The organism is Actinoplanes siamensis (genome assembly GCF_016862395.1).
Classification (GTDB): Bacteria; Actinomycetota; Actinomycetes; order Mycobacteriales; family Micromonosporaceae; genus Actinoplanes; species Actinoplanes siamensis.
On sequence record NZ_BOMW01000067.1, the window covers coordinates 29,727 to 46,759 of the forward strand.

Here is a 17,033-nt window from a genome sequence, read left to right on the forward strand (position 1 = left end):
TCGGACATTTCCCTAAAGGTCATGCCCGCCGGTCACATGATAGCGGGCGGACTCTGATCTTCACTCAGGGCAATCCCCTCCATGACTCCCTCGGTCTCCCAATAGAGACGCGCCGACTTGCAGACGGTGACGGCGAGGCAGCCCCGGTAGGACTCGCCCACGTTGTGCCGGACGGTCGCCGGGTTGTGCCTCTTGAGGGTGGGCCGCTGGAAGTCCTGCGCCGCGACGCCGACGAGCCCCGCCCACCACATCGTTGCCGCGGTGACGTCGGCGGACTCGTGGATGTAGAGCCGGAACCGGAGCTGGCCGGAACTGACGCCCAGGAGCGTCACGTACCGGAGGAAGAGCCGGATCAACTTCGGGTCGCTGTTGATGAACTGCAGATTCGTCGCCTGCGGCCGCCACGGCTTCTCCTTGGCGCCCTCACACCAGTAGGCGACCGAGCCGAGCAGGATGACCTCGCGATCCGTGAGCTCCCCGACCCAGTCCGACACCCTGGCCCGGGTGGCATCGCGCTCCAGATCCCGCGCCTGCCGGTATGGCTTCCACCGCGCCTCCGCGATGTTCTTCGAGTTCCGGCTGCGCCTGGCCGCGGCCTCCTCCGGCGTGGCGTCCAGCGGCATGTCGCGCGTCCAGAGGTAGGCCGACGACTTGGAGACCCCCAGCGCCGCCGCGATCTCCGGAACCGTCCGCCCCTCGGCCCGCATCTCCCTGGCGCGATGCCGCGCCTCGTCCTTCGCCCGCGGCCGGCGGGTCCACTCGGGCGGATCGAGCCCCTTGAGCCACTCGGACAAAGTCCCGTTGCTCACGCCGAAGTGCTTCATCAGCTGGGACCGGGACAGCCCGGGATCTACCCGCAACCGCCGCGCCTCGGCCCGCCCATCCCGAAGACCGGGACAATCGCTCATCACCATGTACCTACATTAGAACAACCGGATGCATGATCGTAAGTATTCAAGCCAGGCATTCGCGATCCCCTGGCAGGATGGCCGGGTGACCGAGGAAACCGACAAACCACGCCGCCGCATGTCCGCCACCCAGCGCCGCGAGCAGCTGGTCATCATCGGCCGCCAGCTGTTCGCCGAGCGCGGCTACGACGGCACCACGGTCGAGGAGGTCGCGGTCCGCGCGAAGGTGTCGAAGCCGGTGGTCTACGAGCACTTCGGCGGCAAGGAGGGGCTGTACGCGGTGGTCGTCGACCGCGAGGTCCGCGCGCTGCTGGACCGGATCACCACGGCGCTCACCGCTGGTCATCCGCGGGAGCTGCTGGAGCAGGCGGCGCTGGCGCTGCTGGACTACATCGAGGAAGAGCCGCACGGTTTCCAGGTGCTGACCGCGCGTCAGGCGCCGGTGCTGGCCCCGGCGGGCTCGTTCTCGAGTGTGATGAACGACGTCGCGCACCAGGTGGAGCACATTCTGGGCGCGGAGTTCCGGACGCGGGGGCTGGATCCGAAGTTCGCCGAGCTCTATTCGCAGGCGCTGGTGGGGATGGTGGCGCTGGTGGGTCAGTGGTGGCGGGAGGCGCGCCGCCCGAAGAAGGAGATGGTGGCCGCGCACCTGGTGAGTCTGGCCTGGAACGGCCTGTCGAACCTGGAGACGAAGCCGGGCCTGATCACCAGGAGAACGCGATGACCGCCGGGCCTTCGCGGGCCGGCGGTCATCGCAGGTGGGAGCGGGATCAGGCGGTACGCCCCTCCCGGACCTGCCGCGGGGCGCCGGCCTTGCTCTGCGGCGCGACCTTGCTGTAGAGCCCGATCGTGATCAGCAGCAGGCCGACCAGGTAGGTGACGACGACCGTGGCCATGCTGAAGCCGAGGAAGTTGGCGTCGGTCCGGATGGTGGCCATCGAGTAGCTGCCGATGACCAGGAGCGCCCACCCGAGGTACTTGTCGACCTCGACGTCGACGTTGCGCCCGACGACGGCGCCGAGCAGCACCAGCGCGCCGATCACGAGCGAGAGGATCGACCAGAGGAGGTTGCTGCCCTGTCCGATCACGCGGTCGCCGGTATACCCGGTGAAGCTGTCACCGGCCGTCTGCGCGAAGCCGACGATGCCGAAGACCACCAGGTAAGCGCCGGCGACAAAACCGGCCAAGCGGTACATCGGCCGAAGGGGGTGGTTGACCGGAATATGCGCCATGCTGTCCGTCTCCAAGGTCAGGTGTTGTCGTCCCGATTCTCGCGTATCCGCGACAAGCGGCGCAGGTACACCCCCCGGATCAGTTTCCGGGCACCTGCTCGGCCAGTTCCAGCCAGGCCTGTTCGACCTGCTCCCGCTCCTGCTGGACGGCCTTGAGCTGGGCCTCCAGCTCGACCAGCCGGTCGTAGTCGCTGCCGTGCTCGGCGAGACTCTCGTTGATCTTGGCTTCCTTCTCGCCGAGCTTGTCCATCTGGCGTTCCATCCGGGCCAGATCCTTGCGGGCCTGGCGCAGCTCGGCCGCGGAGAGGCCGGTCGCGGCGGGCTCCGCTTGCGCTTCCTTCCGCGGTACGGCCGCGGCGGCGCCCCCGTGCACACGCGCCAGGTACTCGTCGATGCCGCCGGGCAGGTGCACGAGGCGCCCGTCGCCGAACATCCCGTACGCCACGTCTGTCACCCGTTCGACCAGGTACCTGTCGTGGCTGGCCACGACCATGGTGCCGGGCCAGGAGTCGAGCAGGTCCTCCAGCGAGGCGAGGGTGTCGGTGTCCAGGTCGTTGGTGGGCTCGTCGAGCAGCAGCACGTTCGGCTCGGTGGCGAGCAGCCGCAGCATCTGCAGCCGGCGCCGCTCGCCGCCGGACAGGTCGCTGACCGGTGTCCAGATCCGCTTGTCGGTGAAGCCGAACACCTCGGCGAGCTGGCCGGCGGAGAGTTCCCGGTCGCCGAGCTTGACCCGCTTGGCGACCTCCTCCACGGCTTCGAGCAGGCGCAGGTGGCCGGGCAGCTCCTTGAGCTCCTGGGAGAGGAAGGCGGGGCGCACGGTGGAGCCGGTGACCAGGCGCCCGCCGTCCGGCCCGGTGACGCCGGCGAGCATGCGTAGCAGAGTGGTCTTGCCGGCCCCGTTGGCGCCCAGGATGGCGATCCGGTCGCCGGGGCCGACCTGGAAGGTCAGGTCCCGGAAGATCGGCTTGGGCCCGGCGTTGAGCGTCACGTCCTCCAGGTCGTAGACCTGTTTGCCGAGCCGGGTGGTGGCCAGCCGCTGCAGGCTGACGGTGTCGCGGACCGGCGGGACGTCGGCGATCAGCTCGTTGGCCGCGTCGATCCGGAACTTGGGCTTGGAGGTACGGGCCGGCGGGCCGCGGCGCAGCCAGGCGATCTCCTTGCGGAGCAGGTTCTGCCGGCGGGCCTCGACGGCGGCGGCGACGCGCTGCCGTTCGGCGCGGGCCAGGACCCAGGCGGCGTACCCGCCCTCGTACGTGTGCACCTGCTCGTCGACGACCTCCCAGGTCACGGTGCAGACGGCGTCGAGGAACCAGCGGTCGTGGGTGACCACGACGAGGGCGCCCCGGCGGGTGAGCAGGTGCTTGGCGAGCCAGTCGACGCCGGCCACGTCGAGGTGGTTGGTGGGCTCGTCGAGGATGAGCAGGTCGCTGGCGCGGACCAGGAGCGCGGCCAGCGCGACCCGGCGGCGCTCGCCGCCGGACATCGGGCCGACCGGGGTGTCCAGGCCGAGGTGGCCCATGCCGAGGCCGTCGAGGATGGTGCGCACGCCGGCGTCGCCGGCCCACTCGTGCTCGGCGCCCATGCTCTGCGGCAGCCAGGCGGTGCCGAGCACGACGTCGCGCACGGTGGCGTCGGCGGCCAGGTCGAGAGTTTGCGGGAGGTTGGCCACACGCAGGTCACGGCGGTGGGTTACGCGTCCCGAATCCGGCTCCTCGATTTTCGCGAGCATGCGCAGGAGGGTGGACTTGCCGGCCCCGTTGAGGCCGACGATGCCGACGCGGGCGTCGTCGTCCAGCCCCAGCGAGACGTCGGTGAGCAGCTGACCGGCGGCGCCGTAGCCCTTGTTGACCCGGTCCAGGTTGATGATGTTCGCCACGATGGGCTCTAGATTACCCGCGCGCCGGGCTGTGGTCCGCGGGCGGTGACCGCGGCCCGGCAGACGCCGGCGGCGGTGAGCCGGCCGGCGATCTCCTGCGCGTGCGCGGCGGTGGCGGCGAGGAAGACGCAGGTGGGGCCGGAGCCGGAGACCAGGCCGGTCAGGGCGCCCGCCTCGGTGCCGGCTTTGAGCACGTCGGCGAGCTGCGGGCGGAGCGCGAGGGCGGCCGGCTGCAGGTCGTTGCCGAGGGCGGCGGCGAGGACCTCGGGGTCGCGCTGGCGCAGGGCGGCCATCAGCCGGTCGGCGCTGTCGAGCGGCGCGGGCGGCCAGGAGCTGTCGCGCAGGGTGTCGAGCTCGCGGTAGACGGCCGGGGTGGAGAGGCCGCCGTCGGCGATCGCGACGACCCAGTGCCAGGTGGTGGGGCGGGCCAGGATCGGGCTGACCGCCTCGCCGTGGCCGGTGCCCAGGGCGGTGCCGCCATACAGCAGGAACGGCACGTCCGAGCCGAGCTGGGCGCCGACGTCGGCGAGCTCGTCGCGGCCGAGGCCGAGGCCCCAGAGCAGGTCGCAGGCGATCAGGGTGGCGGCGGCGTCGGCGCTGCCGCCGGCCAGGCCGCCGGCCAGCGGGATCGACTTGCGCAGATGCAACCGGGCGTACGCCGGGACGCGTGCCCGGGCGGCCAGCGCGCGCGCCGCGCGGATGATCAGGTTCGTCTCGTCGAGCGCCAGCTCGCCGGTGCCCTCGCCCTCCATGGTGAGCGTGAGGGTGTCGCCGTGCCGGGCGGTGATCTCGTCGAACAGGCTGATGGCGTGGTAGACGGTGTTCAGCTCGTGGTAGCCGTCGGGTCGCAGCGGGCCGACCCCGAGATGCAGGTTGATCTTCGCGGGGACCCGCACCCGCACCGGTCCGCTGTGCGGCCGCGGCTCGTCGTCGTCCGGACCCCACGCCTCGGTCATGCTTCCGCCTCCTCGGGCTGTGCGCCGGACGGGGTGAGCTTACCGCCGTGCTCCGGGGTTCTCGCCGCGGCGGCGATCGCGGCGAACTCCCCGACCGTCAGCGACTCTCCCCTGGCCTGCGGGTTCACTCCGGCCTTCAGGAGCACACGTTCCGCGGCGGCGGCGCTGCCGGCCCAACCGGCCAGGGCGGCGCGCAGCGTCTTGCGCCGCTGGGCGAAGGCGGCGTCGACGACCGCGAACACCTCGGCCCGCCCGGCGCCGGTGGGCGGCTCGCGGCGGGTGAAGGCGACCAGGCCGGAGTCCACGTTGGGCACCGGCCAGAACACCGCGGGCGGCACCTTCCCCGCCGATCTGGCCTCGGCGTACCAGGCCAGCTTGACCGACGGGACCCCGTACACCTTGGATCCGGGTCCGGCGGTGAGCCGGTCGGCGACCTCCTTCTGCACCATCACCAGGCCGCCGCGCAGGGTGGGCAGCTCGGCGAGCAGGTGCAGCACGACCGGGACGGCGACGTTGTACGGCAGGTTGGCGACGAGCACGGTGGGCGGCGGGTCGAACCGGTCACCGGTGACCCGCAGCGCGTCGGCCGGGTGCACGGTGAGGTGTGCGGCCGGGACGGTGCCGGGCAGGGCGGCGGCCAGGACCGGGTCGATCTCGACGGCGTGCACGTGCGCGACCGCGCCGGCCAGGCCCAGGGTGAGCGAGCCGAGCCCGGGGCCGACCTCGAGGGCGACGTCGTCGGGGCGCAGCGCGGCGGCGGCCACGATGCGGCGGATGGTGTTCGGGTCGTGCAGGAAGTTCTGGCCGAGTTTCTTGGTCGGCGCGACGCCGAGGCGCGCGGCGAGTTCCCGGATCTCCGCCGGGCCGAGCAGTCCGTCAGCCATGGGAGCAGCCTAGGCGGCCGACTACCGGGCCACCCAGGCGGGCACGCCCGGGGGTCAGTGCCAGGGGCCGAAGACTCGCTCGCCGTTGGCCGAGATCCGCGCGCACAGCTCGTCGACGTCGATGCCGCGGGCCGCGGCCAGCGCCCGTACCGTGATCGGAATCAGATAGGACGCGTTGGGCCGGCCACGGTGCGGGACGGGCGTCAGGTACGGCGCGTCGGTCTCGACCATCATCAGCTCGGGCGGCGTGATCGCCGCCGCCTCGCGCAGGTTGGTGGCGCTGGCGAAGGTCACCGTCCCGGCGAAGCTGAGGTGGTAGCCGCGGCGCACGCACTCGGCGGCGAACTCGGCGTCCCCGGAGAAGCAGTGCAGCACCACGGTGTCCGGAGCGCCCTCGGAGTCGAGGATCCGCAGCACGTCGGCGTGGGCGTCGCGGTCGTGGATGATCAGCGCCTTGCCGTGCCGCTTGGCGATCGCGATGTGCGCGCGGAAGCTGGCCTCCTGCGCGGCGCGGCCCTCGTCGCCGGTCCGGAAGGTGTCCATCCCGGTCTCGCCCAGCCCGCGGACGCGCGGCCGGGCGGCGAGCGCCTCGATCTCGCGCAGCGCCTCGTCCAGATCGGAGAGCCGGGGCGCCTCGTTCGGGTGGATCGCGACAGTGGCCAGCACCGATCCCTCCCGGTCGGCCAGGTCCGCGCCCCAGCGCGACGAGTCGACGTCCACACCGACCTGGATCAGGCGGTCCACGCCGTTCTTGGCGGCCGCGCCGATCAGCGCCTGGACCGGGTCGGTGGACGGGTCCGCGCCGCCCGGCACGCCCGCCTCCTGGATGGTCAGGTCCAGGTGGGTGTGGCTGTCGAAGACCGGCACCGCCAGGGGCTCCGGGGCGGGCGGGAACTCGCCGGCCCGGCGCGCGGCCTTCGCCCCGCGCTTCTCGGAGGGGGTCGGGGAATCGCTGGACGGAGCAGTCGGAGGCATGTGAGACATTGTGCACGTCCTGCTTTCCGGTAACCCACCGTTCATCAGGCATCCACCGGGATCACTTAGGTTCCGCCAGGTGACCGTGATCGGTGAGGACAGCGAGCTGGGCGCCGACCCGCTCGAACCTCCTCTGATGGCACCGTTGCGCCGCGATCTGACCTGGTCGGCGGTGCAGGCGATGAGCCAGTCGGCGGTGCACCGCGACGATCCCACCCTGCGCCGGATCCGGGAGACCGCGGCCGTGCGGCGCGGCACGCGGATGACCAAGCTGCTCTCGCCGGCCCAGGTCGCCGGCCATCTGGGCGGCTGGCTGCCGTACGGCTTCTGTCACCGTTCCCGCGACATCGCCCACCTGACCGAGCCGGAGCAGCTCACCCTGTTGCGCACGGACGGCGCCACCGACGGGCGGGTCGCGTTCACGCTGCGCTGGCGGGCCACCGACCCGGCCGACTACGAGGTGCCGGGGAATCCGGCGCAGCCGGGCCTGGCCGCGCTGCCGGGGCACCACCGGATCGGCGCGATGGTGCTGGGCACCGGTTTCACCCCGAGCACCGACGACCTGATCCCGGAGTACGTCACGGCCGGTTTCGCCGACCTGCCGCTGCCTGCGAACGCCCAACTGGTGGCGCACGTGCCGGGCGGTGACGAGGTGGTGCTCTACACCTACCAGCCGGAGCAGCACGGCTGGCTGCGGCTGGCCGGCCCGCGCTGGCGCGGCCTGCTCGACGAGCTGCCCGGGGTGAGCCCGGACCGGGAGTACGTGCCGTGCACGGCGACCGGCACCGCCCGCCTGGTCGGCCTGATCGACGGCAAGGAGTACGAGGCGGTCGCCGACCCGCCGGGCGAGTTCCGGGTCCGCGCGCTGACCCGCGCCGCCCGCTACCCGGTGCAGACCCTGAGCCGGCGCGCCGAGCAGGCGCTGTGGCGTGGGGTGCCGTGCTGGGTGCTGCAGCGGGACGAGACGTGGGCGCGGCTGCGGCTGCTGCGGCCGAACGTGGACGCGCTCGGCGCGACCGGGGCCCGCTGCTACGAGCGGGGCGTCTACGAGGCGTGGGCGCCGGTCGACGAGCTCGCCGACCATCACATCGCGGACGTCGCGTACCAGATGTAGGGGAACAGCACGTACCAGTTGCAGGGAAAGGGCCCGGCCCTCCGGCCGGGCCCTTCTCTCACGCCTCGCCCAGGCGGGCCAGCTCCTCCTCGACCACGGACGGATCGAGCTTGCGGAAGACCGGTTTCGGCGCGCTCAGCGGGGTGCCGGGCGTCAGCGGCACCGACTCCCAGCGGGCGCCGACCGTGTAGTCACCCATCAGCACCGGGTACGCCGGGCCGCCGTCCAGGTCCTCGACCTCGACGATCTCCGGCATCGGGGCGTGCACCCCGGTGCCGCCGAGCAGTTCGAAGACCTTCTGCGCGGAGTGCGGCAGGAACGGCGTGAGCAGTGTGTTCGCGTCGGAGACGACCTGCAGCGCGACGTGCAGGACGGTGCCCTGCCGCTCCTTCTGCGACTCGTCCTTCAGCTTCCACGGGGCCTGCTCGGACAGGTACTTGTTGGCCTCGGCGACGACCCGCATGGCCTCGCCGATCGCGGCCTTCTGCCGGTGCTTGCCGATCAGCTCTCCGACCGTGGCGAAGCCGGCCCTGGCCACCTCGAGCAGCGCCCGGTCCTCCGGCGTCAGGTCGACGGCCGGCGGGATGGCGCCGAAGTTCTTCGCCGCCATCGAGATCGACCGGTTGACCAGGTTGCCCCAGCCGGCCACCAGCTCGTCGTTGTTGCGCCTGACGAACTCGGCCCAGGTGAAGTCGGTGTCGTTGGACTCCGGGCCGGCCGCGGCGATGAAGTACCGCAGGGCGTCGGCGTCGTAGCGCTCCAGGAAGTCGCGCACGTAGATGACCACGCGGCGGGACGAGGAGAACTTCTTGCCCTCCATCGTCAGGTACTCGCTGGAGACCACCTCGGTGGGCAGGTTCAGCCGGCCGAGCCGGCCGGGCTGGCCGCCCTTGTCCCCCTCGCCGGAGTAGCCGAGCAGCAGCGCCGGCCAGATCACCGAGTGGAAGACGATGTTGTCCTTGCCCATGAAGTAGTAGCCGAGCGCGTCCTTGCCGTGCGCGTCGGCCGACCACCACCGCCGCCACGCCTCCGGGTCGCCGGTGCGGCGGGCCCACTCGACGGACGCCGAGAGGTAGCCGATCACCGCGTCGAACCAGACGTAGATGCGCTTGTCGGCGCGGTCGCGCCAGCCGTCCAGCGGGATCGGCACGCCCCACTCCAGGTCCCGGGTGATCGCCCGGGGCTGCAGGTCGTCGAGCAGGTTGCGGGAGAACTTGAGGACGTTGGGCCGCCAGTTCTCCCGGCGGTCCAGCCAGCCGCCGATCGCCTCGGCGAACGCCGGCAGGTCGAGGAAGAAGTGCTCGGTCTCGACGAACTGCGGGGTCTCCCCGTTGATCCGGGACTTCGGGTTGATCAGCTGCTCGGGGTCGAGCTGGTTGCCGCAGTTGTCGCACTGGTCGCCGCGGGCGCTGTCGTAACCACAGATCGGGCAGGTGCCCTCGATGTAGCGGTCGGGCAGCGTGCGGCCGGTGGACGGGGAGATCGCGCCGAGCGTGGTACGGGCGACGATGTACCCGTTCTGGTGCAGGCCCTCGAACAGCTCCTGCACCACCGCGTAGTGGTTGCGCGTGGTGGTGCGGGTGAACAGGTCGTAGGACAGGCCCAGACCGTGCAGGTCCTCCACGATCACCCGGTTGTACCGGTCGGCGAGCTCGCGCGGGCTCACCCCGTCCGCGTCCGCCTGGACCTGGATCGGGGTGCCGTGCTCGTCGGTGCCGGAGACCATGAGCACGTCGTGGCCGGCCATCCGCATGTACCGGCTGAAGACGTCGGACGGCACCCCGAAGCCGGACACATGACCGATGTGGCGCGGGCCGTTGGCGTAGGGCCAGGCGACCGCGGCGAGAACGTGACTCATGACGCCTAGCGTAGTGACCCTCGCGAGAGGGCCGCGAACGGATAACCGCCCGGCCGATTTGTCCCGACACGCCCGATCAATGGCAGCCTCCGCGGCGAGCTCCGTAGTTGACTGGAGGTGTGACCGGAAACACGCCACAGCCAGGAGAGACACCGGCCGGGAGCCCCTGGGCGCGCCCCGAGCCGGAGCCCGGCTGGTGGCAGGGCGACACCGACCGGCTGCCGACCTCGCAGGAGGGGGCCGACCGCAAGGCCGACGACGCCCGGGCGGCGGGCGCCGGGCCGGCTCGGACCGCGGGCGCCCACGACCCCACGGAACGCCTGACCACCGCGGACGAGCTCATGATCATCGAGCCGGGGCGGCCGGGGCCCGCCGACGAGGAGCCGGACCGGCCCGTACCGGAGCTCGTGGTGTCGCCCGAGCCGGACGACGGCACCCGGCCCACAGTCCCCCTCGACCCGCGGCGCCCACCGCTGCCGCCGCTGCCGGAAGGCGGCGTCTCCCCGGCCACCGCCGGCCGCCTCGCCCGGGTGGAGAACTCCCCGTTCTGGGCGGCCGACGAGGCCCGCATCGCCGCCGAGGCGCGCCTCGACGAGGGACCCGGCCGCCGGCGCCGGCCCCCGGTCACCCGCCCGGTCACCGCGATGCTCTCGCTGATCGGGCTGGGCCTGGTGGCGGCATTCTTCGGATGGGTCAGCGCGGAGCCGTTCTGGCTGGCCATGGGCCACGGTGACCGGGGGTACGCGACCACCACCAGCTGCCACGGCGACGGCCTCACCCAACGCTGCACCGGACGGTTCGCCAGCTCCGACGGCCGGATCACGGCCGGCCGGGTGGTTCTGCTCGGCATCTCCGGGGCGGCCCGCGAACCAGGCGCGGTCTCCGGCGCCCGGATGGTCGGCCCGGGCAGCGCCCAGGCCTACGCCGCGCCGCCCGGACTGCTCATGCACCTGCGCTGGGTGCTCGGCTTCCTGCTCGTGCTGATCTGCGGGTACGGCATCGCCGGCGCGACCGGGGCACGCCACCTGGAGTCCCCGAGCGCCCGGCGGACGGCCCTGCTGGGCAGCCTGGCCGGGCCGGTGCTGCTGCTGGCCGGATTCCTGATCGCGGCCTACTGACCGCTGTGCACCACGTGGTAGACGTCGCGCTTCTTCAGGCCGTACTCCTCCGCGACCGCCTGGATCGCATCCCGCCGCGAGTCGCCGGCGGCCTCGCGCCCGGCCACCGCCTCGCGCAGTTCCTGGTCCGCCGGACGGGCCGGCGGGCCGGCCGGGGCGCCGCCCACCACCAGGGTGATCTCGCCGCGGGGCTCGCCCTCGGCGGCCCAGACGGCCAGCTCCGCGAGGGTGCCGCGGCGGATCTCCTCGTAGGTCTTGGTCAACTCCCGGCAGACCGCGGCCGGCCGGTCCGCGCCGAACGTCGCGGAGAGGTCGGTGAGCGCGCCGGCGATCCGGTGCGGCGCCTCGAAGAAGACGAGCGTGCGCGGCTCGGCGGCGAGTTCGCGCAGCCGGGACCGGCGGTTCGACCCGGTACGCGGCAGGAAGCCCTCGAAGACGAACCGGTCGCTGGGCAGGCCGGACAGCGCCAGCGCGGTGGTCACCGCGCTGGGGCCGGGCGCCGCGGTGACCGGATAACCGGCCTCGAGCGCGGCGCGGACCAGCCGGAAGCCGGGGTCGGAGACGCTGGGCATGCCGCCGTCGGTGACCACCGCCACGGTGGCGCCGCCGGCCAGGGCCTCGACCAGCTCCGGCGTACGCCGCTCGTCGTTGCCCTCGAAGTAGGAGACCACCCGGCCGCGCACCGTCACGCCCAGATCCCGGGCCAGCCGGGACAGCCGGCGGGTGTCCTCGGCGGCGACCACGTCCGCCGAGGCGAGCACCTCCCGCAGCCGGGCCGAGGCGTCACCGATGTTGCCCAGCGGGGCTCCGGCCAGCACGACCCGGCCCACTCCTGCTTCTTCACGAGACACCCGAAAAGTCCACCACACGCCCGGGCATCAGTTCAAAGCTCGGCAGCCTACGATCGCGGGGTGACGACGGCGACAGCTGAGACAGACCTCACCACCGCGGACTCCCCCGCCGAGGCGGAGTCGTCCCGTGGCACGCGCGTGGTGCCAGACCTCGTCCGGCGGCGCCTGTCGACGCTGGACTCCCGGCTCGACCCCTACTCCTGGCTGGTCACCGCGGTGATCACCGCGGCCGCCGCGATCCTGCGCCTGGCCGGGGTGAGCAAGCCGACCGGGTACATCTTCGACGAGGTGTACTACCCGACCGACGCCTGGGACATGCTGCAGCACGGCGTCGAGTGGGACGAGAAGACCAACGGCCCGGCGTACGTGGTGCATCCCCCGCTGGGCAAATGGCTGATCGCGCTGGGCGAGAAGGCGTTCGGCAACACCGAGCTCGGGTGGCGTTTCCCGGCCGCGATCGCCGGCACCCTGATGATCCTGATCCTGATCCGGGTGGCGTACCGGATGTTCCACTCGGTGGTGCTGGCCGGGATGGCCGGCCTGCTGATGACGCTGGACGGCTTCCAGCTGGTGCTCTCGCGCACCTCGCTGCTGGACATCTTCCTCGGGCTGTTCATCCTGCTCACGTTCGCCTGCCTGGTGCTCGACCGGGACCACTACCGGCGGCGCTGGCGCAACGAGCTGGCCAACGGCTTCGACCCGGCGGCCACCCACCGGATCCCGCGGATCGTGCCGTGGTGGCTGCTGGCCGGCGGCGTCTTCTTCGGCCTGGCCTGCGGCGTCAAGTGGAGCGCGCTGTTCTTCGCGCCGTTCTTCGCCGCGCTGGTGGTGGCCTGGCGCTGGCAGGCCCGCCGGTCGGCCCGGGTGCGCGGCCCGTTCGTGGCGGGCATCCTCGGCGACTTCGGCTACCTGCTCGTCAGCCTGGCCCTGAGCGTCGTCTTCTACCTGGCCACCTGGACCGGCTGGTTCGTCACGAACACCGGCTACTTCCGGCACTACCGGCAGGCGAACGGGTTGAGCGAGCCGCCGGTCCTGGGCGCGCTGCTCAACCTGTGGCACTACCACTCCGAGGCGTACGGCTTCCACAGCGGACTCACCGAGAAGCACGTCTACCAGTCCTGGCCGTGGCAGTGGCTGCTGCTCGGCCGGCCTGTCGCGTTCTACTGGAACGGCAACGGCAGCTGCGGGTCGACCAGTTGCGCCGCGGAGATCCTGCTGCTGGGCACGCCGATCCTGTGGTGGTCGTTCCTGCCGGCGCTGTGCGCACTGGTCTGGTTCGGCATCGCGCGGCGCGACTGGCGCGCCTACGCGATCTTCTCCGGCGCGATGGCGGCCCTGCTGCCGTGGTTCTATTTCGCGGTGCAGGACGGGCGCACGATGTTCTCGTTCTACCTGCTGCCCGGCGTGCCGTTCCTGATCCTGGCGGTGGTCTACGTCCTCGGGGCGATCATGACGCCGCCGGAGGGGATGGCCAAGGGCGCGGCGCGCACCGACCGGCAGTTGATCGGCACGGTGGTGGCGGCGACCTACGTGGTGCTGGTGGCGCTCTGCTTCGCCTACTTCTGGCCGGTCTTCGTGGGCAAGACCATCCCCTACGACGACTGGTCGGTCCGGATGTGGCTCGGCAGCCGCTGGATCTGACCCGGCGCATGGCCTTTGTGGACTTGGCCGCGCTTGCGCCTTTTCGCTGATCATGACCAGCGCATTGTCCGAGATGGCGGGAACGAGATCGCCGGGAAACAGGGCGCGCCCCGATCGCCTGCCACGGGGGAAGCGGGCGATAGGGGCGCGCAAGATGCAGCTTAACGAGCCCGGATGAGCCGCACAACGGGTGCCCGCCACGGATTGCCGTGTCGATCCGAGCATCACAGCGATTCGGACATTATTCTCTATTAGCCTTTTAACCGGCATACCCGCTTATGAATACGATTCAAATCTACGGTCGGGAATACGACAGTAATTCGATGCCGATTCTGGCGTAACGTATTCGGCCCCTCGGCCGCACCGCTGCTCAGCGGAGTCGGCGACCGCTGTGGATCTCCACGCCCGTGGGCGTCAAACCGGCAGGGTCATCATTTCGTCCCATTTCGCCTGATCAGTCGGCCATCCCCCGTATGGGCGACAACCGCCAAGATCGCGATAAATGTTCTTAAGCTCGCCGCGTGACAACGCAGGAAACCCAACAACCGCAGACCGCCGACCAGCGCAATCCGGACACGGAGTTCATCGCCGTCGCGGCGCCGGCCCCGGTGTTCGTCGACTCCACCGGGCGACGGAGCCGGCTGCTGCGTCGGATCGCGCTGGGGTTCGGCATCCTCGTCGTCTCCTACGGCGGGCTGGTCAGCGTCAGCCTGGCCGGCGGCCCGGTGAGCTCCAGCGCCGTGCTGCCGCTGCCCGGAGTGGACGACGCGGACCAGGCCGCCCCGGTGCCGCCACGGCCCAGCCCGGCCCCGGCCGCGGTCCCGTCGGGCAGCCCCGAGCGGCCCGCGGCGGAGCCGGCCACCGGAGCCGGCCGCCAGCCGGTCCAGCAGCGGACCCCGGTGACCGCGCGGCCGGTGGCCAGCACCAGAGCCACCCCGGCCACCACGCCGGCCAAGACCGCGGCCACCACGCCGACGCCCACGCCGAGCACGCCGAAACCGAGCACGACCACCAAGCCCACCGAGTCGACGACCACCCCGGCCGCCGATCCGGCCCCCACCAAGGCGCCCGACCCGGTCCCGCCCGCCGTGGGCGCCAAGGGTCAGCCGGCCGCGCTGCCCACGCTCGGCGCCCCGGCCGGGCCGGCGGCATCGGACGGCACGGCGTGAGCCGGACCCGTGGCCGCAGCCGCCGGCGCATCCTGCCCCGCCCCCGGGTGATGCTCGGCTCGCTGCTGCTCGGCCTGTTCGTCGGCGTGCTGCTGGTGCAGGCGTACATCAACTCCGAGTTCACCGCGGACCACAAGGAGACAGAGGTCGGCGACCAGGACGGAGTGCCGTTGTCGATCCGCGGCGGGGGGCCGATCATCAACACCACCGGAGGTCAGGAGAGCACCAGCCGGCTGCCGGACCGCACCATCGCGCTGACCTTCGACGACGGCCCCGACCCGGTGTGGACGCCCAAGGTGCTCGAAGTGCTGCGGGACAACGACGCGCACGGCACCTTCTTCGTGGTCGGCTCGCAGGTGGCCCGGCACCCGGGACTGGCCAAGCAGATCGTCGCCGACCGCAACGAGCTGGGCCTGCACACCTTCACCCACCCGAACATGCAGCTGCTCGCCCCGTGGCGGCGGCACCTGGAGTTGTCCCAGAACCAGGTGGCCATCGCCCGGGCCACCGGCGTGCACACCAACCTGGCCCGGTTCCCGTACTCGTCGAAGTCCGAGGCGATCGACGAGACCAACTGGAAGGTCGTCAAGGAGGCCGGCCGGGCCGGCTATCTGATCGTCGTCAACGACCTGGACAGCGAGGACTGGCAGCGCCCCGGCGTGGACCAGATCATCCACAACGCGGTGCCGTCCGGGGACCGCTCGGCGATCATCCTGTTCCACGACGCCGGTGGCGATCGCTCGCAGACCGTCGCGGCGCTGGCCAAGTTCATCCCGATGATGAAAGCCCGGGGATACCGGTTCACCACCGTCACCGAAGGCCTGAACCTGGGCATCGAGGAACAGGCCGCGGACGTACGGGCCGGCCGCGCCCCGGAAAGCGCCACGGTCATCCCGACACTGCCGGAGAACCCGGCGGCCGCGGCCGGCGACGAGTGGCGCGGCGCGGCGCTGATCTGGACCGTACGACTGGCCGACAGCCTGGTCACCGTGGTCGCCGCGCTGTTCGTGGTGGTCGGTCTGCTGACCATCGGGCGGACCGCGCTGCTGCTGCTGCTCGCTACCCGGCACGCCCGCAAGCGCCGCAGACCCGATTGGAGCTGGGGGCCACCGGTCACCGACCCGGTCTCGGTGATCGTGCCGGCCTACAACGAGAAGGAGGGCATCGAGGCGGCCGTCCGCTCGCTCGCTCTCGGCGACCACCCGGAGATCGAGGTGGTGGTCGTCGACGACGGCTCCACCGACGGCACCGCCGACATCGTGGAACGGCTGCGCCTGCCCAACGTACGGGTGGTCCGGGTGCCCAACGGCGGCAAGTCGAACGCCCTCAACACCGGCATCGCGCTGGCCCGGCACGACCTGATCGTCACCGTCGACGGCGACACCATCTTCGAGGAGGACTCGATCCGCCGGCTGGTCCAGCCGTTCGCCGACCCCACGGTCGGCGCGGTGGCCGGCAACGTCAAGGTCGGCAACCGGGCCAGCATGGTCGCGACCTGGCAGCACATCGAGTACGTGATCGGCTTCAACCTGGACCGCCGGCTGTACGAGACGCTGAACTGCATGCCGACCGTCCCGGGCGCGATCGGCGCGTTCCGCCGCGAGGCGCTGGCCAAGGTCGGCGGGGTCAGCGACGAGACGCTCGCCGAGGACACCGACGTGACCATGGCGCTGTGCCGGGAGGGCTGGCGCGTGGTCTACGAGGAGCACGCCAAGGCGTGGACCGAGGCCCCGACCACCCTGGAACAGCTCTACCGCCAGCGGTACCGGTGGAGCTACGGGACCATGCAGGCGATGTGGAAGCACCGCCGGGCGCTGTTCGACAACGGGTCGTCCGGCCGCTTCGGGCGGGTCGGCCTGCCGTTCCTCGCGCTGTTCGGGGTGGCGCTGCCGATGCTCGCCCCGGTCGTCGACGTCATGCTGGTGTACGGGCTGGTCTTCTGGGAGCTCAAGGAGACAGCGGTGGCCTGGCTGGGCATGCTGGGGCTGCAGCTGTTCACCGCGGCGGTGGCGTTCCGCTTCGACCGGGAGCCGCTCCGGCCGCTGTGGCGGCTGCCGCTGCAGCAGTTCGCCTACCGCCAGCTGATGTACCTGGTGCTGATCCAGTCCGCGACCACCGCGATGACCGGCGGCCGGCTGCGCTGGCACAAGCTGAACCGGGCCGGGCTCACCCCGCTCCCGGAGATCCCGCCGCCACCGCCACCGCCGCCGGGTGAGGGCGTGGCGCCGGTGATCGACAGCTGGCCGTCACCGCCGGGCGGGAGCGTGGCCCCGGTGATCGACGGCTGGCCGCCGTCGGCGCAGCCGGAGGTGCCGCGGCAGCAGCAGGCGGTCGGGCGGGCGGTCGCGCCGCCCACCACGCCCGCCGTGCCGTCCCAGGCGCACCGGGAGGAGATCCCCCGGTAGCGGCTCCTGGCCGCGGCCTTCACGCTCGGGCCGCGGCCAGGTCCCG

The 17,033-nt window shown here is 72.0% G+C and carries 14 protein-coding genes; 6 read left to right on the forward strand and 8 right to left on the reverse strand.

Translation table 11 applies throughout. The annotated features are described in order from the left end of the window. Positions 1-32: 32 nt before the first annotated feature. The gene (locus Asi03nite_RS31310; RefSeq protein ID WP_203684113.1) at positions 33-914 is read right to left on the reverse strand and encodes a helix-turn-helix domain-containing protein; all 882 of its coding nucleotides are present in this window, start codon (positions 912-914) and stop codon (positions 33-35) included. 112 nt (positions 915-1,026) lie between these two features. Here Asi03nite_RS31310 and Asi03nite_RS31315 point away from each other — a divergent pair, with 112 nt between their 5' ends. Continuing rightward, positions 1,027-1,632 carry a TetR/AcrR family transcriptional regulator gene (locus Asi03nite_RS31315; RefSeq protein WP_203684145.1) on the forward strand — a complete coding sequence of 202 codons (606 nt, stop codon included), beginning with the start codon at positions 1,027-1,029 and terminating at the stop codon, positions 1,630-1,632. A 46-nt stretch (positions 1,633-1,678) separates the two neighbouring features. Here Asi03nite_RS31315 and Asi03nite_RS31320 read toward each other — a convergent pair whose 3' ends face one another. The 5 genes from Asi03nite_RS31320 to Asi03nite_RS31340 all read right to left on the reverse strand — a co-directional run bounded on the left by Asi03nite_RS31320 (position 1,679) and on the right by Asi03nite_RS31340 (position 6,840). After that, on the reverse strand, positions 1,679-2,104 hold the full coding sequence (locus Asi03nite_RS31320) for a DUF4383 domain-containing protein (protein ID WP_239103052.1): 426 nt from the start codon (positions 2,102-2,104) through the stop codon (positions 1,679-1,681). Between the two features lie 115 nt (positions 2,105-2,219). Beyond that, a complete protein-coding gene (locus Asi03nite_RS31325; protein ID WP_203684115.1) occupies positions 2,220-4,016 on the reverse strand; it encodes an ABC-F family ATP-binding cassette domain-containing protein in 1,797 nt (598 codons plus the stop codon). Between the two features lie 8 nt (positions 4,017-4,024). Then, positions 4,025-4,972, reverse strand: coding sequence for a 4-(cytidine 5'-diphospho)-2-C-methyl-D-erythritol kinase (locus Asi03nite_RS31330; RefSeq protein ID WP_203684116.1), 948 nt, complete (start codon positions 4,970-4,972; stop codon positions 4,025-4,027). Next, the gene (gene rsmA, locus Asi03nite_RS31335) at positions 4,969-5,856 is read right to left on the reverse strand and encodes a 16S rRNA (adenine(1518)-N(6)/adenine(1519)-N(6))-dimethyltransferase RsmA (protein WP_203684117.1); all 888 of its coding nucleotides are present in this window, start codon (positions 5,854-5,856) and stop codon (positions 4,969-4,971) included. The genes Asi03nite_RS31330 and rsmA overlap by 4 nt, the downstream gene beginning before the upstream one ends. Before the next feature lie 54 nt (positions 5,857-5,910). Beyond that, positions 5,911-6,840 (reverse strand): TatD family hydrolase, encoded by a 930-nt coding sequence (locus tag Asi03nite_RS31340; protein ID WP_203684118.1) that lies wholly within the window; start codon positions 6,838-6,840, stop codon positions 5,911-5,913. A 70-nt stretch (positions 6,841-6,910) separates the two neighbouring features. Between Asi03nite_RS31340 and Asi03nite_RS31345 the strand changes: the two genes are divergently transcribed. Next, positions 6,911-7,945, forward strand: a complete 1,035-nt coding sequence (locus tag Asi03nite_RS31345; protein WP_203684119.1) for a hypothetical protein — start codon at positions 6,911-6,913, stop codon at positions 7,943-7,945. Positions 7,946-8,003: 58 nt separating this feature from the next. On the opposite strand, the gene metG is transcribed toward Asi03nite_RS31345, so the two are convergent. Beyond that, positions 8,004-9,803, reverse strand: coding sequence for a methionine--tRNA ligase (gene metG, locus Asi03nite_RS31350; RefSeq protein WP_203684120.1), 1,800 nt, complete (start codon positions 9,801-9,803; stop codon positions 8,004-8,006). A 119-nt stretch (positions 9,804-9,922) separates the two neighbouring features. Here metG and Asi03nite_RS31355 point away from each other — a divergent pair, with 119 nt between their 5' ends. Then, a complete protein-coding gene (locus tag Asi03nite_RS31355; RefSeq protein ID WP_203684121.1) occupies positions 9,923-10,921 on the forward strand; it encodes a hypothetical protein in 999 nt (332 codons plus the stop codon). Here the strand turns inward: Asi03nite_RS31355 and rsmI are convergent. Continuing rightward, complete coding sequence (gene rsmI / locus Asi03nite_RS31360) at positions 10,915-11,772, reverse strand: 16S rRNA (cytidine(1402)-2'-O)-methyltransferase (protein ID WP_203684122.1); 858 nt, start codon at positions 11,770-11,772, stop codon at positions 10,915-10,917. The two genes, Asi03nite_RS31355 and rsmI, sit on opposite strands and share 7 nt — an antisense overlap. Before the next feature lie 60 nt (positions 11,773-11,832). Here rsmI and Asi03nite_RS31365 point away from each other — a divergent pair, with 60 nt between their 5' ends. The 3 genes from Asi03nite_RS31365 (at position 11,833) to Asi03nite_RS31375 (ending at position 16,987) form a co-directional block, all read left to right on the forward strand. After that, a complete protein-coding gene (locus tag Asi03nite_RS31365) occupies positions 11,833-13,413 on the forward strand; it encodes a dolichyl-phosphate-mannose--protein mannosyltransferase (RefSeq protein WP_203684123.1) in 1,581 nt (526 codons plus the stop codon). A 521-nt stretch (positions 13,414-13,934) separates the two neighbouring features. After that, positions 13,935-14,582 carry a hypothetical protein gene (locus Asi03nite_RS31370; protein ID WP_203684124.1) on the forward strand — a complete coding sequence of 216 codons (648 nt, stop codon included), beginning with the start codon at positions 13,935-13,937 and terminating at the stop codon, positions 14,580-14,582. A gap of 50 nt (positions 14,583-14,632) precedes the next feature. Further along, positions 14,633-16,987, forward strand: coding sequence for a bifunctional polysaccharide deacetylase/glycosyltransferase family 2 protein (locus tag Asi03nite_RS31375; RefSeq protein WP_203684146.1), 2,355 nt, complete (start codon positions 14,633-14,635; stop codon positions 16,985-16,987). Positions 16,988-17,033 lie beyond the last annotated feature (46 nt).

Coding starts and splice junctions, on each gene's coding strand:
- Asi03nite_RS31320 (WP_239103052.1), bottom strand. CDS start 2,104: ATGTACCGCTTGGCCGGTTTTGTCGCCGGCGCTTACCTGGTGGTCTTC.
- rsmA (WP_203684117.1), bottom strand. CDS start 5,856: ATGGCTGACGGACTGCTCGGCCCGGCGGAGATCCGGGAACTCGCCGCG.
- Asi03nite_RS31340 (WP_203684118.1), bottom strand. CDS start 6,840: ATGTCTCACATGCCTCCGACTGCTCCGTCCAGCGATTCCCCGACCCCC.
- Asi03nite_RS31315 (WP_203684145.1), top strand. CDS start 1,027: ATGTCCGCCACCCAGCGCCGCGAGCAGCTGGTCATCATCGGCCGCCAG.
- Asi03nite_RS31330 (WP_203684116.1), bottom strand. CDS start 4,972: ATGACCGAGGCGTGGGGTCCGGACGACGACGAGCCGCGGCCGCACAGC.
- Asi03nite_RS31310 (WP_203684113.1), bottom strand. CDS start 914: ATGGTGATGAGCGATTGTCCCGGTCTTCGGGATGGGCGGGCCGAGGCG.
- metG (WP_203684120.1), bottom strand. CDS start 9,803: ATGAGTCACGTTCTCGCCGCGGTCGCCTGGCCCTACGCCAACGGCCCG.
- Asi03nite_RS31375 (WP_203684146.1), top strand. CDS start 14,633: ATGCTCGGCTCGCTGCTGCTCGGCCTGTTCGTCGGCGTGCTGCTGGTG.